The 21,627-nt window shown below is 53.4% G+C and carries 15 protein-coding genes; 9 read left to right on the top strand and 6 right to left on the bottom strand.

Going from position 1 to position 21,627, the window contains the following annotated elements; genetic code table 11:
* The first annotated feature begins 598 nt into the window (after positions 1–598).
* From ACYQ12_RS00580 to ACYQ12_RS00595, 4 genes are all read left to right on the top strand, one after another.
* Entirely contained in the window at positions 599–1,930 is a 1,332-nt protein-coding gene (locus ACYQ12_RS00580) for a condensation domain-containing protein (protein ID WP_459866146.1), read from the top strand.
* Complete coding sequence (locus ACYQ12_RS00585; RefSeq protein ID WP_459866149.1) at positions 1,921–2,475, top strand: hypothetical protein; 555 nt, start codon at positions 1,921–1,923, stop codon at positions 2,473–2,475. Before ACYQ12_RS00580 ends, ACYQ12_RS00585 begins: the two co-directional genes overlap by 10 nt.
* Positions 2,476–3,200: 725 nt before the next feature.
* On the top strand, positions 3,201–3,527 hold the full coding sequence (locus tag ACYQ12_RS00590) for a hypothetical protein (protein ID WP_459866152.1): 327 nt from the start codon (positions 3,201–3,203) through the stop codon (positions 3,525–3,527).
* Positions 3,528–4,420: 893 nt separating this feature from the next.
* Positions 4,421–6,082, top strand: a complete 1,662-nt coding sequence (locus tag ACYQ12_RS00595; protein ID WP_459866155.1) for a methyl-accepting chemotaxis protein — start codon at positions 4,421–4,423, stop codon at positions 6,080–6,082.
* A gap of 221 nt (positions 6,083–6,303) precedes the next feature.
* On the opposite strand, the gene ACYQ12_RS00600 is transcribed toward ACYQ12_RS00595, so the two are convergent.
* Complete coding sequence (locus ACYQ12_RS00600) at positions 6,304–7,260, bottom strand: calcium/sodium antiporter (protein ID WP_459866158.1); 957 nt, start codon at positions 7,258–7,260, stop codon at positions 6,304–6,306.
* A gap of 369 nt (positions 7,261–7,629) precedes the next feature.
* Between ACYQ12_RS00600 and ACYQ12_RS00605 the strand changes: the two genes are divergently transcribed.
* Positions 7,630–7,833, top strand: a complete 204-nt coding sequence (locus tag ACYQ12_RS00605) for a cold-shock protein (RefSeq protein WP_163647714.1) — start codon at positions 7,630–7,632, stop codon at positions 7,831–7,833.
* Positions 7,834–8,061: 228 nt separating this feature from the next.
* Here the strand turns inward: ACYQ12_RS00605 and ACYQ12_RS00610 are convergent, their stop codons facing one another.
* A complete protein-coding gene (locus ACYQ12_RS00610) occupies positions 8,062–8,277 on the bottom strand; it encodes a helix-turn-helix domain-containing protein (protein ID WP_459866205.1) in 216 nt (71 codons plus the stop codon).
* A 275-nt stretch (positions 8,278–8,552) separates the two neighbouring features.
* On the opposite strand from ACYQ12_RS00610, the gene ACYQ12_RS00615 reads away from it, so the two are divergent.
* The gene (locus ACYQ12_RS00615; RefSeq protein WP_459866161.1) at positions 8,553–8,666 is read left to right on the top strand and encodes a hypothetical protein; all 114 of its coding nucleotides are present in this window, start codon (positions 8,553–8,555) and stop codon (positions 8,664–8,666) included.
* Between the two features lie 159 nt (positions 8,667–8,825).
* Here the strand turns inward: ACYQ12_RS00615 and ACYQ12_RS00620 are convergent, their stop codons facing one another.
* Positions 8,826–10,691 carry an Lnb N-terminal periplasmic domain-containing protein gene (locus ACYQ12_RS00620; protein WP_459866164.1) on the bottom strand — a complete coding sequence of 622 codons (1,866 nt, stop codon included), beginning with the start codon at positions 10,689–10,691 and terminating at the stop codon, positions 8,826–8,828.
* Positions 10,692–10,765: 74 nt separating this feature from the next.
* Positions 10,766–11,272, bottom strand: coding sequence for a DUF3015 family protein (locus tag ACYQ12_RS00625; protein WP_459866167.1), 507 nt, complete (start codon positions 11,270–11,272; stop codon positions 10,766–10,768).
* A 1,358-nt stretch (positions 11,273–12,630) separates the two neighbouring features.
* On the opposite strand from ACYQ12_RS00625, the gene ACYQ12_RS00630 reads away from it, so the two are divergent.
* Both ACYQ12_RS00630 and ACYQ12_RS00635 read left to right on the top strand, forming a co-directional pair.
* Entirely contained in the window at positions 12,631–13,797 is a 1,167-nt protein-coding gene (locus tag ACYQ12_RS00630; protein ID WP_459866170.1) for a tyrosine-type recombinase/integrase, read from the top strand.
* A complete protein-coding gene (locus tag ACYQ12_RS00635; RefSeq protein WP_459866173.1) occupies positions 13,775–15,226 on the top strand; it encodes a sensor domain-containing diguanylate cyclase in 1,452 nt (483 codons plus the stop codon). Before ACYQ12_RS00630 ends, ACYQ12_RS00635 begins: the two co-directional genes overlap by 23 nt.
* A gap of 539 nt (positions 15,227–15,765) precedes the next feature.
* On the opposite strand, the gene hglS is transcribed toward ACYQ12_RS00635, so the two are convergent.
* Positions 15,766–17,127, bottom strand: coding sequence for a 2-oxoadipate dioxygenase/decarboxylase HglS (gene hglS, locus ACYQ12_RS00640; RefSeq protein WP_459866176.1), 1,362 nt, complete (start codon positions 17,125–17,127; stop codon positions 15,766–15,768).
* Positions 17,128–17,529: 402 nt separating this feature from the next.
* Between hglS and ACYQ12_RS00645 the strand changes: the two genes are divergently transcribed.
* On the top strand, positions 17,530–19,296 hold the full coding sequence (locus tag ACYQ12_RS00645; protein ID WP_459866179.1) for a bifunctional diguanylate cyclase/phosphodiesterase: 1,767 nt from the start codon (positions 17,530–17,532) through the stop codon (positions 19,294–19,296).
* 40 nt (positions 19,297–19,336) lie between these two features.
* Here ACYQ12_RS00645 and ACYQ12_RS00650 read toward each other — a convergent pair whose 3' ends face one another.
* The gene (locus ACYQ12_RS00650; protein ID WP_459866182.1) at positions 19,337–20,944 is read right to left on the bottom strand and encodes an inorganic phosphate transporter; all 1,608 of its coding nucleotides are present in this window, start codon (positions 20,942–20,944) and stop codon (positions 19,337–19,339) included.
* Positions 20,945–21,627: the final 683 nt, after the last annotated feature.

Here is a 21,627-nt window from a genome sequence, read left to right on the forward strand (position 1 = left end):
GAGCGGACCGTCCATTCGTAACGCTGGGGAACGTACGGCACGAGGATACATGCGGGTCGAAGGGGATGGCACCCATGACGATGGGATTGACCTGTCCCGCCCGGCAAGCTTCCTTGAGCGCCCCCTGGATCGCTTGCTGGAAGAGGCTGTCCGGGCGATGACCGACATGCGGGGGGAGCGAGAGCGGCTTCGAGAGAGTCGATGCCCTCAGTTCCCGATCAGCAGAAGTGAAAAGCAATTGCCGATGACTCGCGGCAATCCCTTCCATTGTCTCGTCCTCCAACCATTCCCTGTCAACTGAGCTTTCCATGGTTTCCCTCCGCTGATGGCAAGGAGAAATACAAATTATAATCAAATGAGAATGGTTGACGATAGCGTTTAATTGAGTATATTCGACTCGGATTGTCAAGAGCCGGCTATTACCGTCGCACCTGCGGGCGATCGCTTCCCGGCTCGGTGAGGAGTTTGGCGTGTCGTGGCCCGCCCACCAGTTGCTGCGCTGTCGGACGGCCGACGAGGTGGCCCGGCTGCTGCCACATGCAGCCGCAGCAATATCGTCAACGCAATGTGTTCCCGTCGACTCCCAAGGAGCATGACCATGGAGCAGGTAAGACAGAGTGATGCCAGCCAAGGCTGGATGCCGCTTACGATGGCGCAGCTGGATTTCTGGGAGGAGTACTCGCTGCAGCCGGATCAATCGATCTCCACGGTGGCCCATTGCCTCGATATCGAAGGCGCCGTCAGTCAGGCGGCGCTGATCGAGGCGATCGTATGCACGATCAGCGAGGCCGACGTTCTCTCGGTACGCTTTCACCTCCCTCCCGGGGGACAGCCGCTACAGTGCTGCGCCGCCGAGCAGGCACCGCTACTTATGTTGCACGACCTGCGTGGCGAAGCCGACCCGCTGCAGGCGGCACACCTGATGATGCGAGCGGACGTCGAGTCTCACCGTGACCTGCTGCAACCGCCATTGAGTGCCCAATGGTTGCTGCGTGTGACCGAACGGCGCTACCTCTGGTACAGCCGGGGCCATCATATCGTCCTCGACGGTTACGGTATGGTGCTGCTCGAGCGGCGCTGCGCGCAGCTGTATGCCCATCTGCTCGGGCAGGGCGAGGTCGATGAGCCGCTGCGGCCGTTCTCCCGCTACGTCAGCGAAGAACAAGCCTACCAGCGAAGCTCTCGTTGCGAGGAGGATCGACGCTTCTGGCGGGACTATCTCGATGGCGGCCCCGGCCTCCCCGTGCTGCGCAAGGGAGAGGAGGGCGACATGACCGCGGTGCAGCATGCGGAAGTGACGCTGTCAGAAGCACTGGAGTGTCGCCTGAGAGCCGCCTCGAGCGTTACCGGCATCGACTGGCCGGATCTACTGGTCATGCTCACCGGGCTTTATCTGCTACGGCATGAGTCCTCCCTGCGAAAGGCCGATGAATTGGCGGTCTGGCTGCCTTTCATGAGCCGCTGGGGCAGCGTCAGCGCTCACATCCCTTCACTTGCGGTCAATATCCTGCCGCTTTACCTGAGCACGACGGATGAGGAGCCCTTGGGGGATTTCCTGGGCCGGGTGGCAAGCGTGTTGCGCCGACAACGCCGTCACGGTCGCTACCGGATCGAACGACTCGCCACCGATCGTGGGCTGGCCAAGGGCACCCGCTTTCTCTTCTCGCCGCTGATCAATGTGCTGCCCTTCGATCCGCCGACCTTCAGGGGGTGTCACGTAAAGCGGCGGGTGATTGCGACTGGCCCAGGAGACGGTTTCGATCTCACCTACCGCGGACACAGCGATGGCACGGCACTGACGCTGATGCTCGATGCCGATCCCATGACCCTTGCCCCCAGCGTGTTCGCGCGGCATCGGCACGAACTACCGGCCTTCTTGGCCCGCGCATTGAGGCCGGGCGCGCTGGCGACCGAAGTGGCATGTCTATGAGAAGGCTGTCCAGCGTCGATCTCGAGGCTGCCTACGTCGTCGACTCCGACCTGATCGTCGTCTCGTCCAGTGGTGCCGATTCCGCCCTGGCACAGCTGTCCTCACTGCGGAATATCGCCCCGACCATCGTGCTGGACTACGGTGGGCAGACCTGGCAGTCGCTGGCCAAGCAGCTCGGCGAGGCCACGGGTCTGGAAGACCAGGTCGATGCCAGTCCAGCGCAGGATTTCGTGCGCGCCCAGTACGAGCATCTGACGCAGCTGAGCGCACCCACGACCTTTCTGCTCAGTGCCGGCGATGAACGGGTAGCGGCGTTTCTCGACGACCCGGTTCTCGCCAACCTGCCGTCGATGAAAACGGGACAGGTCTATGGGCTGGGGGAGAATTCATTTCGCATCGATTTATATAGCGCCACGGAAGTGATCGAGGGCATTGTCGAACGATTTGGAACAGGCAATGACAACGAGCGTCAGCGAGGACCGAGTGAATCGACGAGCCGTATTCAGCAATACCGCAGCTCAATCTACAATTGGATGCCGGCATGAATTTATAATTGTCTTAGTGAGGACTACAATTTAAAGTTTGATAGCCGCGATCTTGCCTAAGTTCTGTCTGAAAAGTCGGCGAGCGATACTCAGGCAAGGCAAAAATCAGCGATAAGGCGGAGTTTACGTGCTGTAAATGAGCATTTTGAGCTGGTTTTTAACACTGCATGGGTGAGCGCAGACATTTTTCAGACAGAGCGTAAAATGGGTTTGTCAATGATCATCAGCCCATCCAAGCATAGTGGCTTCAGCTTTTTGCCTGGCACCGTCTGAAAACCGCCTGCACTCAGCCATACGGCACGATGGAGCCTGCAGCTGTAAAATGCAGGCCGGAGCTTCCGTATAGGGTATGCTGCGGATATCTGCGGGCCACTTATTACACTCTGCAAGCTTGAGCAGTCTTTAACAGACCCGTCTGACCGACAGCGGAGCAGAAGATAACCTAGGATGCCGAATGCATATCGCGCAAATAGGATATTTGCATTTCCCAAAAAACGATTATAATGGCAAAATATCTTGCTTGTGGCCGGTCGGTGTATGCTTGGCGGGTTGCTAACGGGCTGAAGCGTTCACTACGCCTTCCCGCATCCTGCTTGCAGTGCCACGCTCTTGCCACCAGATTGACTGAGTGGCGTGATGGTCAGAAATTGCTATCTTATTCCTTGATCGCCGGAATTGAGCTTTCAGTCTATCAATACAAACATAGTAAATATTGAGGAACCATAGTGAATACAGAGTTGGATGATTTTGAAAAATTAATGCAAAGAGAAATAAACACATTCCTAAAACCAAAAAGCAATAAAGAGACGACATCCTCTAACATAACCAAGCCGAGCGCAGAAAAGAACTCCCCGCGTGAATCGGCTGCCTCTTACAAAACAGGACATGTCATTAAGCTAGCAGTCAGGAAAAACCGCTTGGGACCCGATGTAGCTTTTGAGCATCGTTCCTCTAGCATTTCCAAGCTAGAAGCACAATTGGAAGCCGAGAAGGCCGCCAGAAAAGCAGGTTATCCCATTGTGGGGTATGTCATCGATATCCAGCGGCTGTGAGCCAGCAGGTTTAACTGCAAGTTCAACCAAACCAAAAAGCGGCACGAGTATTCCTGGACACCAAGGATTATTATAATAAAATGATTACGACATTTAATATGTCCATAAAGATCATTCCTTGATCTAAACCCATGCGGAGGCTGGCTATCAATTCAATATTTTTCATGCTATCCATTATCGCCATTACAGCCTTGGCCACCGCAGCGTTATTCAAGGGAGCGCACCACATCCAGCGCAGCAGCCGCGCGGTTTGGTGTTATGCTCTTCACCGTATAGGACCTGAAAAATTCCCTAAAGTATGGGGAGCTTTATCTCGCCTCTTCCCCCTCAGCATTATCCTTAGCCTGGTTGGCACTGTATTGCTCATCAGCAGCCACGGAGGGCAGGCTAGCGGGTTACCCGCATCGGCAGTTGCGAAACTTGCCAATCTGGGGCAGGGCATCTTACTGCTGGGGTTCATAGGCCTTATAGCCGGGATCCTTTCTTACCTTGCCCGCCATACACAAGCCACTCCCGCTGTGAACACAGCGAGAAATAAACCAGCACGCCAACCTAACCAGCCAGAACGTCGAACCAGAGTTAAAACAGCCCCGAAAACAAAAACTCAGAAGGCGTCGTCACGAGGGAGTCGGCAGAAAAACAACAGAGGCAAACAGGCCCGACGCAAGACTGCAGGTTAGTACAGCTTGTCCCGCCAATAACTTAGGTTATTGCTGCACCTCGACATGAACTTTTATATACGTGATCCTCGCATTCATGGCAGCCTGCTGACTCAACTCGACATTCTTCTTTCACTTGCAATTATCCCTACAAATTTTATCTGGCTTGCCGATAGACGTTATGGGCCGTTTTCTTTCCGGCTACCCGGCCCGTAGCGACGACAAGTGAAGAAAATGAAGAACTGGTCCATCAAAGGCAGCCTGACAGCTGCGCTCGTGCTATTGGTTGCCCTGAGCGCCGCCATCAGCGGCTTGGGGTTCTATTCGAACCACATCAGTGGCGACTCGCTCAGTGAACTGACTGAAATCAACGTCAAGCAGAGCAATACGCTCAACCGTGCGCAGGTCAACATTCTCCGGGCCCAGCTCATGCTGGAAAAGTATGCTGCCAGCATGGTAAGCATGAATGACCCTGCATTCCAAAGGCTGCCGGATGATGCGAGGCAAGCACTGGAAGATGCAAAAGAGCGCTTTGCCTCTTTTGAGGCTATTCCCGTAGGCGAAGACAGTCGTCGCGACCCCTATGTGGATGCTATCAAAGCCGCATACCAGGCCTTGGTCACCGAAACGATGGCACCTCTTCTGGTAAATCCTGACCGTTTCGAAATCCGCATGGTACTGGGCGACATTACCGAACGTTCCATTGTGCTCGATAGAGCCATCGATGATTTCATTCATTACGCGGAAGCGCGTGGACAGGAGCTGATCGCCGAAACTCACCGCTCCAGTCAGTTCGTCGAAGTTGGGGGGATCGTGCTGTTGTTGATGTCGCTGGGTGCCGCGATCGTGCTGAGATTCGGGCTGATTCGAGTTGTGATCCGTCCTCTGAACGATGCTATCGCCCATTTCGGCAGGATCGCCAAGGGCGATCTGACCGGAAAGGTCCAGGACCGCGGCACCAACGAAATCGGCCAATTGTATGCCGGCCTGAAAGGGATGCAGGAACAGCTGATCGCTCTGGTGAGATCACTGCGTAGCAGCAGCGATAGCGTTTTCACGGGAGCCGGCGAGATCGCTTCCGGAAGTCAGGACCTATCATCGCGTACCGAGGAACAAGCAGCAGCGCTGCAGGAAACGGCATCCAGCATGGAACAGATGACTTCGACGGTGCGCCATAGCACGGACTCGTCCCTCGAAGCCGATCGTCTTGCAAAGCACGCCTCGCAAGCAGCCGAGCATGGCGGGCGGGAAGTTCAGCAGACCGCGAACCTGATGCGTGAGATCGCCGCCAGTGCTCGAGAGGTCAATGACATTATCACGGTTATCGACTCGATCGCTTTCCAGACCAACATTCTGGCACTAAATGCCTCGGTTGAAGCTGCCCGTGCCGGCGAGCAGGGCCGTGGCTTTGCCGTGGTGGCCAGCGAAGTACGCTCCCTGGCTAGCCGGAGCGCTGATTCAGCCAAGCAGATACGCACCTTGATCGAGACCACGACGACTCAGATCGAGACCGGAGCCCAGCAGGCCGAACGCAGCGGAGAAACTATCAGCGAGACGGTGACTTCTATCCGTCAGGTCTCCAACCTGATGTCGGAGATTTCCTCTGCGACTCGTGAACAGAACAGCGGTATTGAGCAGATCAATGTAGCCATCACCCAAATGGACTCCGTGACTCAGCAGAACGCCTCGTTGGTCGAGCAAACCAGCGCAGCGGCTGCATCACTGGAAGAGCAGGCACAGCAACTCGCCAATCTGATCGCCACATTCCAGATCGCGGAGTCAACCAAGAGGACAGACTCTGCTCGGGCTCAGGCGTTGCCACGCCCCAAAACCAGGAAGCCAGCGTTGCCGGCAAAGGAAACGATAGACCAGGAGGAACATTGGGCTGAGTTCTGAGCCGAATAGGTAGGCTCGAGCAACCCGAGCAAGCGTTGAGCTGCACATCGTAACCTTGCTGTCGCCCCGCGCAGGCGGGGCATTTTGCCTGGAAACTTCAGCGACAGTGATAGGACATTATCACTGCCCCCATGGTATAGAAGCCGCAAGCAGCAGCGGTGAGTCCCGATGAGGCCTGGCCAACCGCTACCAGGCTTCTTCTTCACGTTAACGGATGCAGCCTAGAACGCGGTGAAGCTGAGCCACACGTAGATGGTGTAGCTAGCCAACAGGATGCCACCTTCCCGCCGCGATAGCCGCAGCCCGGTGTAGAGAAATAGCATCAGGACGACAGCCGCCCCCAGCATGACCCACTGGTCGAAATTCTGGATACGCGCTGCGATGGGCAGGGGCTGTAGAAGCGCCGATATACCCAATATACCCAATACGTTAAAAATGTTGCTGCCCAGGATGTTCCCCACGGCGACATCCGCATGATGGCGAAACGCGGCTATCACCGAAACGGCCAATTCCGGCAAGGAGGTGCCAACCGCCACCAGGGTTAGACCAATCACTGTTTCAGGAACGCCGACAGCCTGGGCGATTCCGATCGCGCCATACAGCAATAAACGTGACCCGCCGATCAGCAAAATCAGCCCGATGACAATGGCAGCGCCAATGGTAAGCCAGTTGCGAGGCACGGTGCTTATCTCTTTGTCTTCCTCGGCATATACCTCGCCTGCTGGTGCTTGCTGGCGACTCTCGCTCCAGTAGGCCCATAGCAGATAGGCTGCCAGGCCAGACAAGAACAGAATGGCATCGATGCGGCCCAGTGCGCCGCCCCAGGAAAGCAGCAGGAACAGGAACGTAGCCAATACGACTACCAGACCATCCCGCCGCAGGGCCAAGGGCTGTACCGTCATGGGGGTGATCAAGGCACTGAGCCCAAGTATGAGAAGTATATTGCCGATATTACTGCCAACGATGTTGCCCACAGCGATATCAGGCTGACTGTTTATCGCAGCATCGACCGAGACGACCAGCTCAGGTGAAGAGGTACCGAAGCCCACGATCACTAGGCCAGTCAGGAGAGGCGAAACACCAAAACGGCGGGCTGCAGCGATAGCCCCGCGGATCAGGGCTTCGCCGCCCAAGGTCAGTAGGGCAATGCCTATTATCAGACTAATCGCATAAAGCATGGGTCACCTTTGCTTGCCAAGTAGGAGTATGCCTGTGCATGAGCCAAGCGTAACGCACAGTGAAGTTATTCGCCTTTGCGATACAGTTAATTAAGTTATGTCTGAAAAAGCGGTAAACGATACATGATATTTCAGTCTCGACTGATTTAAGCAACAAAGAACCTCATGGTGTTTTACTGAGCTTCTCGGCTATGCAGTTGACTGGATTAAGAGGCTATGGCATACTGTCTTCAGTTGGTTAGCAAGTCGCATATCGTCAGCTGTACTCGAATCATTCGGTAGCCTGGTTATATCCCCTTGTTTTACCCACTTCATCTCGGGTAGCACCCGGCAATCGTATCAAGCGCTTAGCGCGTAAGGAATTCGAAAATGGCAACTGGCACAGTTAAGTGGTTCAACGACTCTAAAGGCTTCGGTTTCATCTCTCCCGCTGACGGTGGCGATGATCTGTTTGCCCACTTTTCAGAAATTCAGGCTGACGGCTTCAAGTCCCTGCAGGACGGTCAACAAGTCTCTTTTGACGTGACCCAGGGCAAGAAAGGCCTTCAGGCAGCAAATATCAAGCCTCTCTAACTTTCAGTTAGTCTGTGCTTTCGAGCCGTAAGGCTTCGAACAAAAAACCCCGCTTAGGCGGGGTTTTTTGCGTCCATACCTAACGTTGAATTAATAGCATATATTAACTTTCACTCATCGTAGTCTTATTGCTCCTACATGAACTCGGGCAGGCGAGGGCAGCGGCAAGGTTCAAGCGTGACTCCTGATGAACCAATGGGATAGCTCGTCAGTAAATCTCGCCGTAGCCTATGATTGGCCAACTCTCTGGCGAGCCACCCACTGCATCGGTGTCAGGCCCAGCTCTGCATGAAATGCCGCTCGCAGCGCATGGGCATCTGAAAATCCACAACGTTCAGCAATAGATTCCAAGCCTCTCGCACCACCTGCCAGTTGCTCTTGCGCACGCGCGACCCGTACACGCTTCAACCATTCTTTTAGACTGCCACCGGTACGTTCGCGGATTCAGCTAATTCATCCAATGAAGGCGAAGAAAGCGGATCGTCGCGCAAAGCCTCGAGAAGCTCGCTGACACGACGGCTTGCCGATGAGCCTATTTGCTGAAACCACGCATCGCGCAGTCGGCCTTGGATTGGCATGTAGGTGTGCAGGTATTTTGATCATCAGGCGCTTCACTGGCTCGTCCTGACTACGCTTCTCTACCCAGGCATCAACCAATGTCTCTTGGGCTGGTTTAGCAGTTGAATAATGCGCTGATTGAGGCAGGGTATCGCCTCAGCATGGCTGAACACCGCATCCTGCTAGCCTGCATTAGTCAGATGCGACTGACCAGCCGATCACGGATGAGGCTTTTGCACGATACGATGGCTGCCGCTAGTGTCATTCTGCCATGACGGTATCTACAATTTCTCAGTTTACAGCTTAGCCTGGTGTGGATCTTATTGCATCGTGGCACGGCCCCTTACCCTCTTCATACTGGATGGCGATAACAGGATGGTATTGGATGAGGTTGCCGGTACGAATGAACGCTTCCCAACCGCATGGGGAGCGGTTCAGAAGTAGAACGAAAGACCCGCTGCGAGCTCTCGGGCCTCTTCGTCTTGCTGGGCCTCAACACGAGCATCCACAGCTTTTCCTAAGGCATACCGATATTCAAGTTGCCAGAGCATACGCCTGCCATTGCTGCCTGACAGTGCATCGATATAGCTCGCTGAGGCGATCGTACGCTGCCGCTCACTCCATTCTGTCAACATCCCCGCCTGGAATGCTGGCGCAAGGGGGCCATCAACGTTTCGCTGCGTCCTTAGGCGCCCTCCCACCATGGCAAAAGGGAGATGTTTACCAAGCTGAGCCGATTTGCCAGCCAACAGCGTGACATGGCCATCGAGGCAGTCATTACAGCCCAAGGACGTCCGGTACGCACCACCAGAAGCATGCCACGCAAAACCAGATGAGCCAGGAAGCGGGACATTGCCAGCTTCGAGGTTGGTAATACTAAACAAGGTAAAATCACGTAGCGAAGGAGTCCCTTCAGTGATATCCATGGTGACCGTGCCGACTTCTAATGCTGCGTTGGGCATGCGTGTGGTGCTGCCATCCAGCAGGTCATACAACAAGGGGCGCAAGGTTACGCGAGCGCCGGCCCCCAGGGAATCGTTATAAACACCTTGGAAGCGAATGGTGCTGGACGGCGTTGCTTCGTGGATCGGTGTAGGGGCAACATGCGCAGAAGCTTGGTGGCCTTGGGGCAACTGTAAACGTTCGACAAGCAGTTGACGTTCGAACTGAGTGATGTTATCGCCATCATTAGATTCCTTCAAATACGCGGCATGACTGGCCAGTGTTTCTATCACTGCAGACTGCCTTCTGGGCGTTAAGGCACGATAACGCTCGGCATCAAAATTCATCTCAGCCAGACTGGGCCAGACTTCTCGGGCGGCAGCTTGCTCCTCTGCACTCAATGACAGATAGCGGTTTTCCGTGACCAGCCGGCGTGAAGGAATATGCCTAACGGACTTGAGAAGGGGCTCACCATTAATTGTGGTCGTGCTGACGTGACGAATGACGCTTTCCGGGGCTACCCAGAGCCCGGTTCCCGCGGTAAGCGGTGAGTCGACAACCACTTCGAGAGTACGAGCGATGCGCGAAGCGCAGTTCTGCGAGAGAAAGAGATACTCATAATCTTGGCCGAGAATTTCATAGAGGTGAGCAATCAGCAGTCTCCGCTCCCATTCGGGCAGATCAAGCTCATAATCCCAGAGGTCACGCATTTCATGTTCTGAGTAGATCGTCGTGTTCCGGTAGAACGGAGCGTTAGAAAATTTGGCTTTATAGCCACCCAAAAGACCCTTTGCCATGTACATGGCGAGCCCATCGGTGGCGGGAACATCTGCGCCAAAGTTAAGACTAGTGTCCAGTAACTGACTAGCACTGAGCGAATCCGGGCGATCATTCGGATGGCTGAGCTGAATCATCAAGTGCCCAAAAAACGAAGCGGGATTGCCGAGATAACCCGAGGCAAATATCAACCCTACAGAATCGTGCCCGTGCTCCCGGTTCCACGCGTCCCATCTAGGGCAACCGGCTTGGGGCCAGTGTTCTCCCGTTTGCCGAGCCAGCCATATGGCTCGAGCGGGGAACCGGCAGGTCGCATGGGTACCAGGCATCATGCTGGCGGGATCCTCGCGCAACGCCTCCAACGTGGTAACAAGTTCGGAATGCGGGTTGGTTGGCCCATCTTCTGCCAAGAAGAATCCATCATCGATGACAGCGCTATGCGGGCCGCTAAAGACGCCTTCCCGATCAAAATGAAGCAGCGCTTGCCACTGCTTAGAATCGGCCAGAGAAGTGTCATCAGCAGATACGACACTCGTAACAGCCAAGAGGCCTGCGGCCGCAGCCCCTAGGGCTCGATGCATGTTGAGACCTCGATAAGACGGAAAAGATGAAGGGTATGGTGAAGGCCGGCGTCTAAGCACCGACCTGTACAGGATCAGCTCAAAGAGCAGCCCGGAGCGCTGGTCAGGCTTTCGTAGAATTCGTAAGCCTTCTCTTCGTGTGCCATATCACTGTAGTCTTCCCGGCCGCTGATAGACTGGAGCTTGGTGCGCAAGGCATGGACAGCCGCATCCTGACCTTCGGCAGAGCAACCGGCCAGCCCTATTACGGTCTGAAGATGCTCGCCCTCCCCTATGGCCGTCTCCATAGCCAAGACATCGTAAGTATCATTGATGAACTGAGCGACCTGCACTTTTTCGCTTTCACAGGTATCTGGAGAGATGGTGGCAGAGGTAACAGCCGTGGTGCCGGAATCCCAAATAACGTTTGAAAGGGCAGCAGCAGTTTCGTTTGAATCGAAAATGGCTGCGCCAATGCCGCAGTGCTGCCAGGGATTCAGATTGCTTTTATCAACCTCGGCCTGGGCAGTGGCACTGATCGCCATGGCTCCGGCCAGTACGGATACGCCGAGGACACTACGGAGTTTATTTGTATGTTTCATTGATGATCCCTTTTTTGCTTATGCGCCAGCATAACCGCAAGAAAACAGTAGGGCCGGCAACCTACTGCAGCGGCAAAACCAAACGAGGGTATCAAGCAATATTTTCTTTAGATCCTGCCAGGAAAGCCGTTAATTTTACCTTATTCCTGTTATCAGAAAGGAAACAAATATGGCGGGTCACTACGAGTACACTCCGATCAGTGCTGGCACATGATCGTGGTTTGGATCGCTATAAGCGCTTCCCGGACCCTTTCTGCTACTGCTCAAAATTAATCCAGCCGATGTGAGGCGGAACCCTTATCCGAAGCCATACAGCATGTCCTCAAGCGCGAAGCGGACCTCTAATATCAGCGACCACTGCCAAGCTTCAACATGCGCGAACACACCTTGCTGAAGCGGAGCAGATGTATACTAAGATATTGTTATCGATGTCGACACTCGGCATGGCATGGTTTCCGAGCAGTCAGACAGCTAATAGCGAGCCGTCGCAGAGGATAACGTCAGTTGGCGAAATATCAGGCGGGAAGTGGTGAGTATCGATCCAGCCAGCCAAACATGCCTGCCCGAGCTGAGCTGGCCATATGGCGCCTCTGGCATTGGTGGCTGAAATACCATCCCATTTTGGAGGCCCTACATCATGTCGGATAGACGCTCCCTTACCTTTTCCCTGCTGAGTCGCTAAAGCAATCTTGTTCTGCTTGGCTAAGAGGATGTTTACAAGTTATCAGTCCAGGTGAGTTAACCGGTTGAGTAGCTAACTGACGTTCTGCTGCTAGCCAAGCCCAAGCCCAAGCCTAGGCCTCCGATGTTTCAACACCTCGGTCGTAATACATCACCAGACGGCGTACCTTCTCGATCCAAGCATGATTCGCTCTTTCGGTAGCGCAGTAAAGCCGTTGGCATCAGGGCGGCGCGTGAAGAGATCCCTTTTGGCCCGGCGTACATCAACGGCCAGCATTATTTCCAGCCCCACCTGTAGCATCCGGATTGATGTCGATCTTCAGCTTTTCGCTTGGCATGACGACCTCTGGAGGCCAGTGGCCTTGCTCGCTTCTGAGCTGGCTATGCTTGAAGCATCTATGGTACTCTAAATTTGTTATAATATAAGTTATAATTAATTTCAGAGCATCGCTAGCGGACAGGCACTCATCCGTTGAGGCATAGAAACCTCGGTTTCTCTTAGGCCGTTTGCGGAGGATTGCTCCCTGCGGAAAAAGGCTTGTACGTGAAATCGGCATATGGCCCGTGCCGAAGAAAAGTTTTTAAATCCTGGGCGAGCTTAAATAGCTAAAAAGCTGCGGGAGGCTAGGCGTGGCGCGGTCTCCAGATGGGTTTAGCCAGGAATAAGTGAACTCCATATGGATCCTAACAAAGCAATTTTACAACCCGAGACCGCTCATGATGGTGAATTTCTACCCGCCAAGCCGGCTGGAGTCGCGTCTTTGCCAGCCGCACCAGTGGATTTCGCGGCGCCACCGGTAAGAATATCCTCTCATCCCATCCCGAGAAGCCGAAATCCTGGGTATCGCCATCTCCGATCCCAAGAATCCAGTGTCAGCGCAGTCAGCAAGCGAAGTCAGCTCAATAAGCTTGCCCTCATGCTGGGCGCCCCCAAACCGCCAAAAATCGATACCGAACATGACGCTCGCAAGCTTCACCAGCGTCAGCTGTTTCCCTACGATTTCGTGCATTGGGAAGATCTTTCCTCCGAAGTGGTCGATGAACTACTCGCCTACCTCAGGGATCAAGGTTTATCCGGCGCCACGCGGAGCTCGTACCGGGCCCTTCTACGTGGCGTGGCTAGGGAAGCTTGGAAGCTTCAGCTCATGTCGCTTGAAAAGCTCGAGCTTATCAAAAGTGTTTCCTCCATCCGCTTCAAGAAGTTACCTGGTGGCAAGGCACATCCTGAGCATGCCATCCGAGCGCTGCTTGATGTTTGTGATGCTAATGATGATGCCCGCTCTCGACGCGATGGCCTGATGATTGCCTTGATGGTTACGACCGGCCCGCGCCGAGCGGAGGTCTCTGGCATCCAGATGAAGGATATCGATTTCCATACTCGCGAAATCAGGATTACTGGCAAAGGAAACAAGGATCGTATCATTCAGGTACCTGATGCAGTATGGATGCGACTGACCAATTACGTAGATCTCTATCGCGGCACACAGCCTGGCGCTCTGTTCACCCCAATCTGGAACAAGCGAAAAAAACCGGATATTTCTGAAAAAGGATTAACAACCGCCAGCATCAATAGCCGTATCGATGTGTTGAGGAAAAAAGTAGAAAGCTTGGCAGGGATTACGATTGCACCTCACGATCTTCGCCGCACATTTGCGACTGATCTTTTCAATGCCGGGATGACGTTACGAGAGCTTCAGATATTGTTGGGGCACGCCTCCATGTCTACCACCGAGACCTATGTGTTTGACGAAAGCAGCGAATATCGCAGCAAAGCTGCCTGGATAAATGCCAACCGTTACGCTGCAACACAGAAGGGTCAAGATGAAATCGCTGAAAACCCCTAAGGATCCACGCAGGGTCATCGCATTCTTTAGCCTAGCTTCCATTCTTACCGTGGGAGGCATTCTTCTCGATGAGTCATTGGAAACCTACGAGCAAGAACTTTCCGTATTGGAGAGGAACATGGAATCTCAGGCTACTTTATTAGCGGAGCATGCTCAACTTTCCTTTGATATGGCTGAACGTATCCTTTACGACGTAGAATGGGAAAACCAGCATAACTCATTACTCAGCTTCCTTTCCAGTCGTCCTCTTTATGAGAGAATTATTAGCACGCCTCAATTCGCTGGGTTAATCGTTTCCGATCAATACGGAGAAGCATTCTTCTCGGCAAAAAAACTGCCTTTCCTTATCGAAGACATTACCAATACGGATTTTTTTCAAGCTAATGAAGAAGGAAAAACAACGTTTATAGGTCATCCATTACGCTTGGGAAGCGCATCTCGGCGCATGATCCCAGTCAGCCACCGCTTAGTGGATCCGATTGGGTATTTTTCGGGTGCCGCAGTCGTCTTCGTTGATACGGCTTACTTTCAGGCATTTTATAATGATGTCATCGAGACACCTGGGCTTCGTATCGGCATGTTCAGCAAGGACGGCACAGTCCTATCACTTTATCCGGTACCAGACGCGATATTTTCTTCTTCTCGACAGGATATGGTTACTCTTATCGGCCAGAAATTCGCCGACACATTGATTCACACCTCGCCTATCGATGGAACAAAAAGGATAACGGCATATCGTAATCTTGAGACAGCGCCGTTAGCCGTAACCGTATCATACGATTATGATGCATTCCTCTCTCATGTTAAGCTCTCTTTTTTTCGTAATGGTATCGTCTTTGTTTTATTTCTTTCTGGTGTAGGATTTGCTTTTTTCTATCTGAACTCATTGGTAAAAGCGCGCACGAGACTTACCCAAAAGCTAACCCATATGGCGAGCACCGATAGTCTCATGGGTATTGCAAACCGCCGCGAGTTCGACCGTGTTCTTGATCAAGAGTGGCAACGTTGCGCACGTGAAGGAAAAGAAATTAGCCTTCTGCTCATTGATGTCGATTTTTTCAAACGCTTCAATGACACCTATGGCCATCCTGAGGGCGACAAGACCCTCAAGAATATCGCAGAAATACTGAAGACCATAGTCCGGCGGCCAAGCGATCTTGCCGCGAGATACGGTGGTGAGGAAATGGCCGTATTGCTGCCTAATACCACTTTTTCTGGCGCCGAGCATGTGGCTCAACGTATTCATTCGCTTCTGGCCGAACGTGCCCTGCCCTTCGAGGCATCTCCTCTCATTTCCCGCGTAACCGTGAGCATTGGCATCAGCTCACTTCTGCCTGCTGCGCATAGCTCCTCGTCCCTGGTTAAGCAGGCCGACGAAGCGTTGTATCAAGCTAAGGAAAGTGGTCGAAATCGTACCGAGGCATATTGATGATATTGGCTTGGCGTATTTTTACTGGATAGGTATTTCAACTAAACCGAGTGAAGTCTTTTACATCTGTGGGCGAATTACCGATTGAATGGCGTCTTGTGCTGATTCGACTTCGACTGGATATCGACCACTATCGAGCAATCAGACACGATAGGGCGACATAGTTTTGGGCTCGCCTTGCATCATTCCTGAAGCCCGGTCGAGTCGCCAAGAATCGCTTTATCGTCGCTGCAGCTGCTGACGTCATATTATGTCCTTTTCCACTTAGTTTAATTAAGATAACGGTATATTTCGATGGTACGGCCTGCATCAATAAACTAGGAAGTAAGCCCGATGCCGACCTCTCCGGACCAACCCGTTGATGATTCATCGCGGGATCTTCTGTTACCGGGATAAACGTAGCAAATTTCTCGCCTCGACGTTGTCCTGGGAAAAGACCGGCCGCTTGAAAAAAAGAGGAGCATATTGATGAATATGCACCTCTATTCGAAGTGACATGAAAGCCTACGCAATGAGGCTATAGCGGCGAACTGACCGGATTAGCCTTGCAGTGCTTGCAGGACCGACTGACAAGACATCCTCTCATGCTCCGCGTAAAGCTCTAGTTCATCGAGCACCTTACCTTGCAGCGCTGCCTCGAAGGCTTCGCGATTCGCATTCCCTTCGTAGGCGTCACTTCGTCCGCCACCGAGATTCGACTGAAAGATACCCGCCGCACTTACCGGCAGAAAATCCTCGTAAGTTATCGGCCGGGCTTCGACCAGCCCCTGCGCAATGAGCATTTCCATGTCGCCCTCGTTTACCTTGCCTGCCGCCCGTCCAGCATTGGTTAGTCGATACTCGAAGAAGGCCAGCTTTTGGCGACGCAGCTCGGCCTCAGTATCAGGGAAGTCACTGAATATCTCTGATAGAACGCGCTGATGCTCGACATTCTCCAGACCTGCGGTACGGCGCCGCGATTCGTTGAGTAGCCGGTCGTAGAGCGCCCGGCCTTCAGCAGTCAGCGCTACTCCGCGCTGCTCGATTTCGCCGAATCGGGCGGTGTGAGTGCCTTGCCGTTCGCCAGCAAAGCGGATCGACTCTTCCAACGCCTTGAAGCTGGTCTGACGCAGCAGTATGGGACAGTTACGCCGGGGTGGCCCCTCAATCACTTGCTTGGGGGACATGCCTGCCGCAGGCATGTGCCGCTGAGCCTCGTCGATATCCAACGTCCGGGGTGTTAGGTGATTGATATGCGGCCCACGGAAGCAGACCACATCGGCGATCAGTCGATGCTCGGCGTGCAGCGCCTCATAGGTATCCAGATCCACGGTGGCATCTTGGTGCCAGCGGAAGGTTTCCAGTGCCTCGGACACAAAGTGGTCAGCCTGTTCATCGGTAAGCCCGCCCTGTTCCTCGCATAGCGAGATCAGTTCGCGGACGCCGGATGTGAAAATATCCCGCTGGGAAAGAATATTGGCAGCCCGCTCGCGTAGCGTCGCGTTCTCGATCAGTTCCAGACGCAGCAATGAGGTGAAAACCCGGAAGGGATTGTAAGCCAAAGCCTCTTCGTCGACGGGCCGAAAGGCCGTGGAATGCACCGGTACCCCGGCCTCGGAGAGGTCATAATAACCCACCGGGACCATCCCCATCACGGCGAACAGGCGTCGTAGCATGGCGAGTTCCTCCGGTGTGCCAACACGGATGGCCCCATGACGCTCGACACCGAGGCGCCCCAGCTCGTTGTGTGACGCCAAGCGCTCGGCCAATGCCGGGTCACGCTCGAGCGTTTCTCGATTCACCTGATCGACCAGTTCGAGGAGGCTTTCGTACTGCGGAACTTCGGCCTGATACATGGCCGACATCGCCTTGGAGAAGCGGTCACGAATGGTATCCGGAGAAATGAGTGTCTGGGTAAACATGGGGCATGCCTCCTTGGGGCTTCTTGCTCATCATAATCGCGTTCGAGACGCCTTAAGCAGCCCCGGAGCCAGGGATACAACGTGGTACCCCGAGTCACCTGGCCTGGCTGCAATAGAATAGCCATTCGGCATCCAATATCTCGCTTTTAGTTACCTCCCGCCATTAGAAGTTTGGTTATGCAGGATTGCCCAGGTCCATCGAGTTCCGCACTCACAATTGGCGAGTCGAACAGTGACCCTGGCAACAGGCGGCAGCCATTTATGAACTGTTACTAATTTGAAACAATGGTGTGCTAGGTTAATTATCTCTCGGGTTGTCCGCTGGGATACTTATGAGGCAGGTATCAGATGCGGCTCCTGAATTTTGCTTCATGCCCAAGCGACTACCAGGAGCCACCTTACATGCAAGACGCCATGTTACTGGCATCCATTCTGCGTGAACAAAGTTTGACACCGCTCTTTCAACCCATCGTGGATGCCAGCAGTCAGACTATCTTCGGTTATGAGGCGCTGATACGCGGGCCTTCCAACTCACCGCTGCACTCACCTCTCACCCTGTTCGATACGGCTGCACGTACCGGGCAGCTGGTCGAACTTGATCTGTTGTGTCGACGCCTATCGATTCAGCGTTTCATGACGCTAGGGCTAACGGGGCAGCTGTTTCTCAACGTCATGCCCAATTCGCTGATAGAGTGCGACTTCCGCGAAGGTCTGACCATAGGCTTTCTCGAAAGCCTCGGCATGGCGCCGGAGCGAGTCGTCATCGAGCTGACCGAGCATACTCCGATCCATGACTATGATCTGATGCGACAGGCTGTTGCTCATTATCGCAGCATGGGATTCAAGGTCGCATTGGACGACTTGGGCGCCGGTTACTCAAGCCTCCGTCATTGGGCTGAACTGCGCCCCGATTTCGTTAAGATCGATCGACACTTCGTCAACAACATCGATCATGACCCGCAAAAACGCCAATTTCTGCGATCATTGCTCGAAGTCTCGAGTAGCCTGGATTGCCGAGTTATCGCCGAAGGCATCGAGACTGCCGGAGAATATCACTGCCTCTGGGGACTAAATTGGCCATTTCTGCAAGGTTACTATTTCAGCCGCCCCAGCGAGAGTCCACCCCGAACCATCGAGCATCTGCTACCAGCCAATGGTAAATCCGAGGGTATCTCGCAAGACATCGCTGCCAAGCTGTGCCGTCATGTCGACCCTATCAAACGCAGCACACCGGTTCCGGAAATAATCGAGCGTTTCCGGAAACAGCCGGAACTCCGCTGCATTACCGTGACCGACGAAGAACGGCCAGTTGGCATCATCCGCCAGCACGACTTTCTTCATTTATTCACCAATCCTTTCAGCCATTCACTCTATGCCCGGCGCACCGTCGATGACATCCTCGACACGCACATGATCGTGACAAGCATGACCACGCCGCTGGAGATTCTCAGCCAGCAGATCACCGAATCGTCGCGCTTCGAGCAGCAGGATTTCGTGATTGTTGACGAACACCAGCACTACCGTGGAATGGGCACCATCTTCGACTTACTGCGTGAGATCACCGCAATCCAGGTACGTAGTGCTCGCCATGCCAACCCATTGACCGGCCTGCCTGGCAATGTATTGATCAACGAGATGCTGTCCCGACGGCTCGCACTGGGCCAGCCCTTCGCTGCGGTCTACTGCGATCTGGACAATTTCAAAGCCTACAATGATGCCTATGGGTACGTTCACGGCGATCAGGTCATAACGGCTCTGTCCCGCCTTCTACTGCAGCATGCCAACGGTGACAATGATTTCGTGGGACACGTGGGCGGTGATGATTTCATGATGATGCTACCAATCGACCGTGCCAGCATCATTTGTACCGCCATCCTTAAAGATTTCGAGCGCTTGGCACCAGAATTCTATTCACCGGAACATCGTCTTCAGGGCGGCCTGAGAACGACAAATCGCCAGGGAGAAGAAATATATTTTCCTATAGTCACTTTATCCATCGCTCTACAACCGGTGACGCCTGAATCACATGGCAATGCTCACGATATCGCTAACAGCCTCAGCGAGCTCAAACATCAAGCCAAGCAGCTTCTCGGTAATAGCCTCTTCATCGACCGGCGTCACCCGGCCTTTCGCCTTGTCATTGCCGACCTTGCAGAAGACATCGATTAGTATTTGTTTAAAAGGTTGGCAATCAAGTCCCTCTTCCCCGCTACAGAATAGTATTCAGAAGCAGAAAGATGATCGAGCTCAGAGCAGCAGCGGCTGGCAGGGTAATCACCCAAGCCAGGCCGATCGGCTTCATCATTGACCAGTTGGCGTTGCGATTTACCAGACCAATGCCCAATACAGCGCCGATCAGTATGTGAGTGCTTGAGACGGGAATACCCGACACTGTAGCTAGCAGCACTACGCCAGCCGCCGAAAGCTCCGCGGAGAACCCCGAGGCGGGATGCATTCTGGTCAGGTTATGCCCCACCGTGGCAATGACTTCCTTGCCGATGAACCAGAGCCCTGCCACAAGCGCCACCCCAAAAGCCAGCATGGCGGTGGCCGGTACCGGGGCCTGCTCAGCGGCGACTCCGGTACGGAGGACATCCAGGATCGCTGCAAAAGGCGCAATGGCATTGGCTATGTCATTGGCTCCATGGCTAAACGCGAAGCCGGCGGCCGTGAAGACCTGCATCCAACTGAACAACAAGAAGGTGGAGCGGTCAAGAGAGGTGCCTTTCAATATCTTGGTAAGTATGAATACGCCCATCCAGACCAAGGCCGCGACCATCATCATAATGAGCACGTTATTAACCAGAGACAGCCCAAGGTCCAAATTCGTGAGACCCTTGAATATCAACATGGCCGATATAACAAGGGACCCTAATGCCGCAATGGCGGGCACGAATCTTTCGAGCGCCTGGCTGGCCTTGACCGACTCACGCTGTTTCTCGATATTACGCAGCCGCCTATAAAAATCCGTTTCGAGATCGTCGGAGTCGTAATCGTCTTCCGAGCGCGTTTCGGCATCCCTGACCAATGCCGAGGTGTAATCGATTTTTTCCTGCTCACTGAGGTTCTGGAACATTTCCTTATGTTCTCTCTTCAATTGCTTCTTGCTATTTTTTATCTGCTTCAGATGATCGATTGCTTCATCGTTATAAGTGAGCACATTCTTTTTAATAATAGAATATAATATATAGGAGCCTGTACCCCCTAATACCGGCGAAAGAATCCAGGACAGTGCAATAGTGCCCACCTGATCCCAGTGCACCAGAGTCAATGCCTGATCCATGCCTACCATCAGCATACCCAGGGTGATCGAGCTTCCCACGATCCCGCCTATGATCGAATGGGTTGTAGAGACAGGATAGCCACGTCGGGTGGCAAACAGCAGCCATAGCGCCGCGGCCAGCAAGGCGGACATCATAATGTAAGCGAAGCGCATGGGATCGACGCTGATCGAACCCAGATCTACAATTCCCTTGCGGACAGTATCGATTACCTCACCCCCGGCAATCATTGCACCGCTCACTTCGAAAATGGCGGCAACCAGTAATGCCTGCTTGATGCTTAGCGTACCGGCACCGATACTGGTTCCAAAAGAGTTAGCGACATCATTCCCACCGATATTGAAAGCCATGAAAAGGCCGAAAAACGTGGCCAACAGGAAGATCACGATACCGCTGTCGTTTATATAACCCAGCCCCCATATGATAAACCCAATCATGCTTACCAACATCAACACACCGAAGAAGACATCCAGCCGGATACTTCTAACTTGAGAAGCTCCATCGGTCGAAGAGGATGCGTCTTTGGAATCGCTCATAATTTTCTCCATGGAAACTCGTTAGCCGGCTTCATCATGGAGAATTTTATGTTTCTTTTTAATGACACTTGCGAAACGTCAATAGAGATATTTTTTGTAAAATAAATAATAGTTATGTACATGCCTTACATAAAGTTTTAAAAATACGGAAGCAATTTAAAGTTACGTTAACTTAATATTTTATACAGAGGAGGATAACTCAACACCAGTGCGGTATCGGCTGCCTATTGTTCCGGCACGCATCGCCTGATGGAACATTCGATATTCATCCAGGTACCGAAGTGCTCTAGTACCTGGCGACGCCATACGCCTCGCTGGAGAAGTTCATACGCCGAGGAAAGACTGTGAGTCGGATACTGCCACAATTCTTGCAAGTGGCTTGTGTTGAAGGCTGAACCAGACGGCAAACCTCGCACATTGCGCCACGCAGGCCCTCCGGCTCCCAACCGCCCAGTGCCATGAGAGTTATACCGTCCTCTTCAATCTTATGTTTACAGGACAATCCCAGGTGATGCACACCGGTTGCCTGTAGCGACTTTCTGAGCTCTCGTTCATCCACGCTGATGGTGATTTCGGCACTGTCAGGCAGATCCGATAATAGGCTCATCAATTCACGCTTCGTTAAGGTTCTCATGCTCCAGGCCTCCGATAATTTTTTCCACGCATCCGCTCCAGACAGGGCG

It is taken from the genome of Halomonas shantousis (assembly GCF_054654615.1).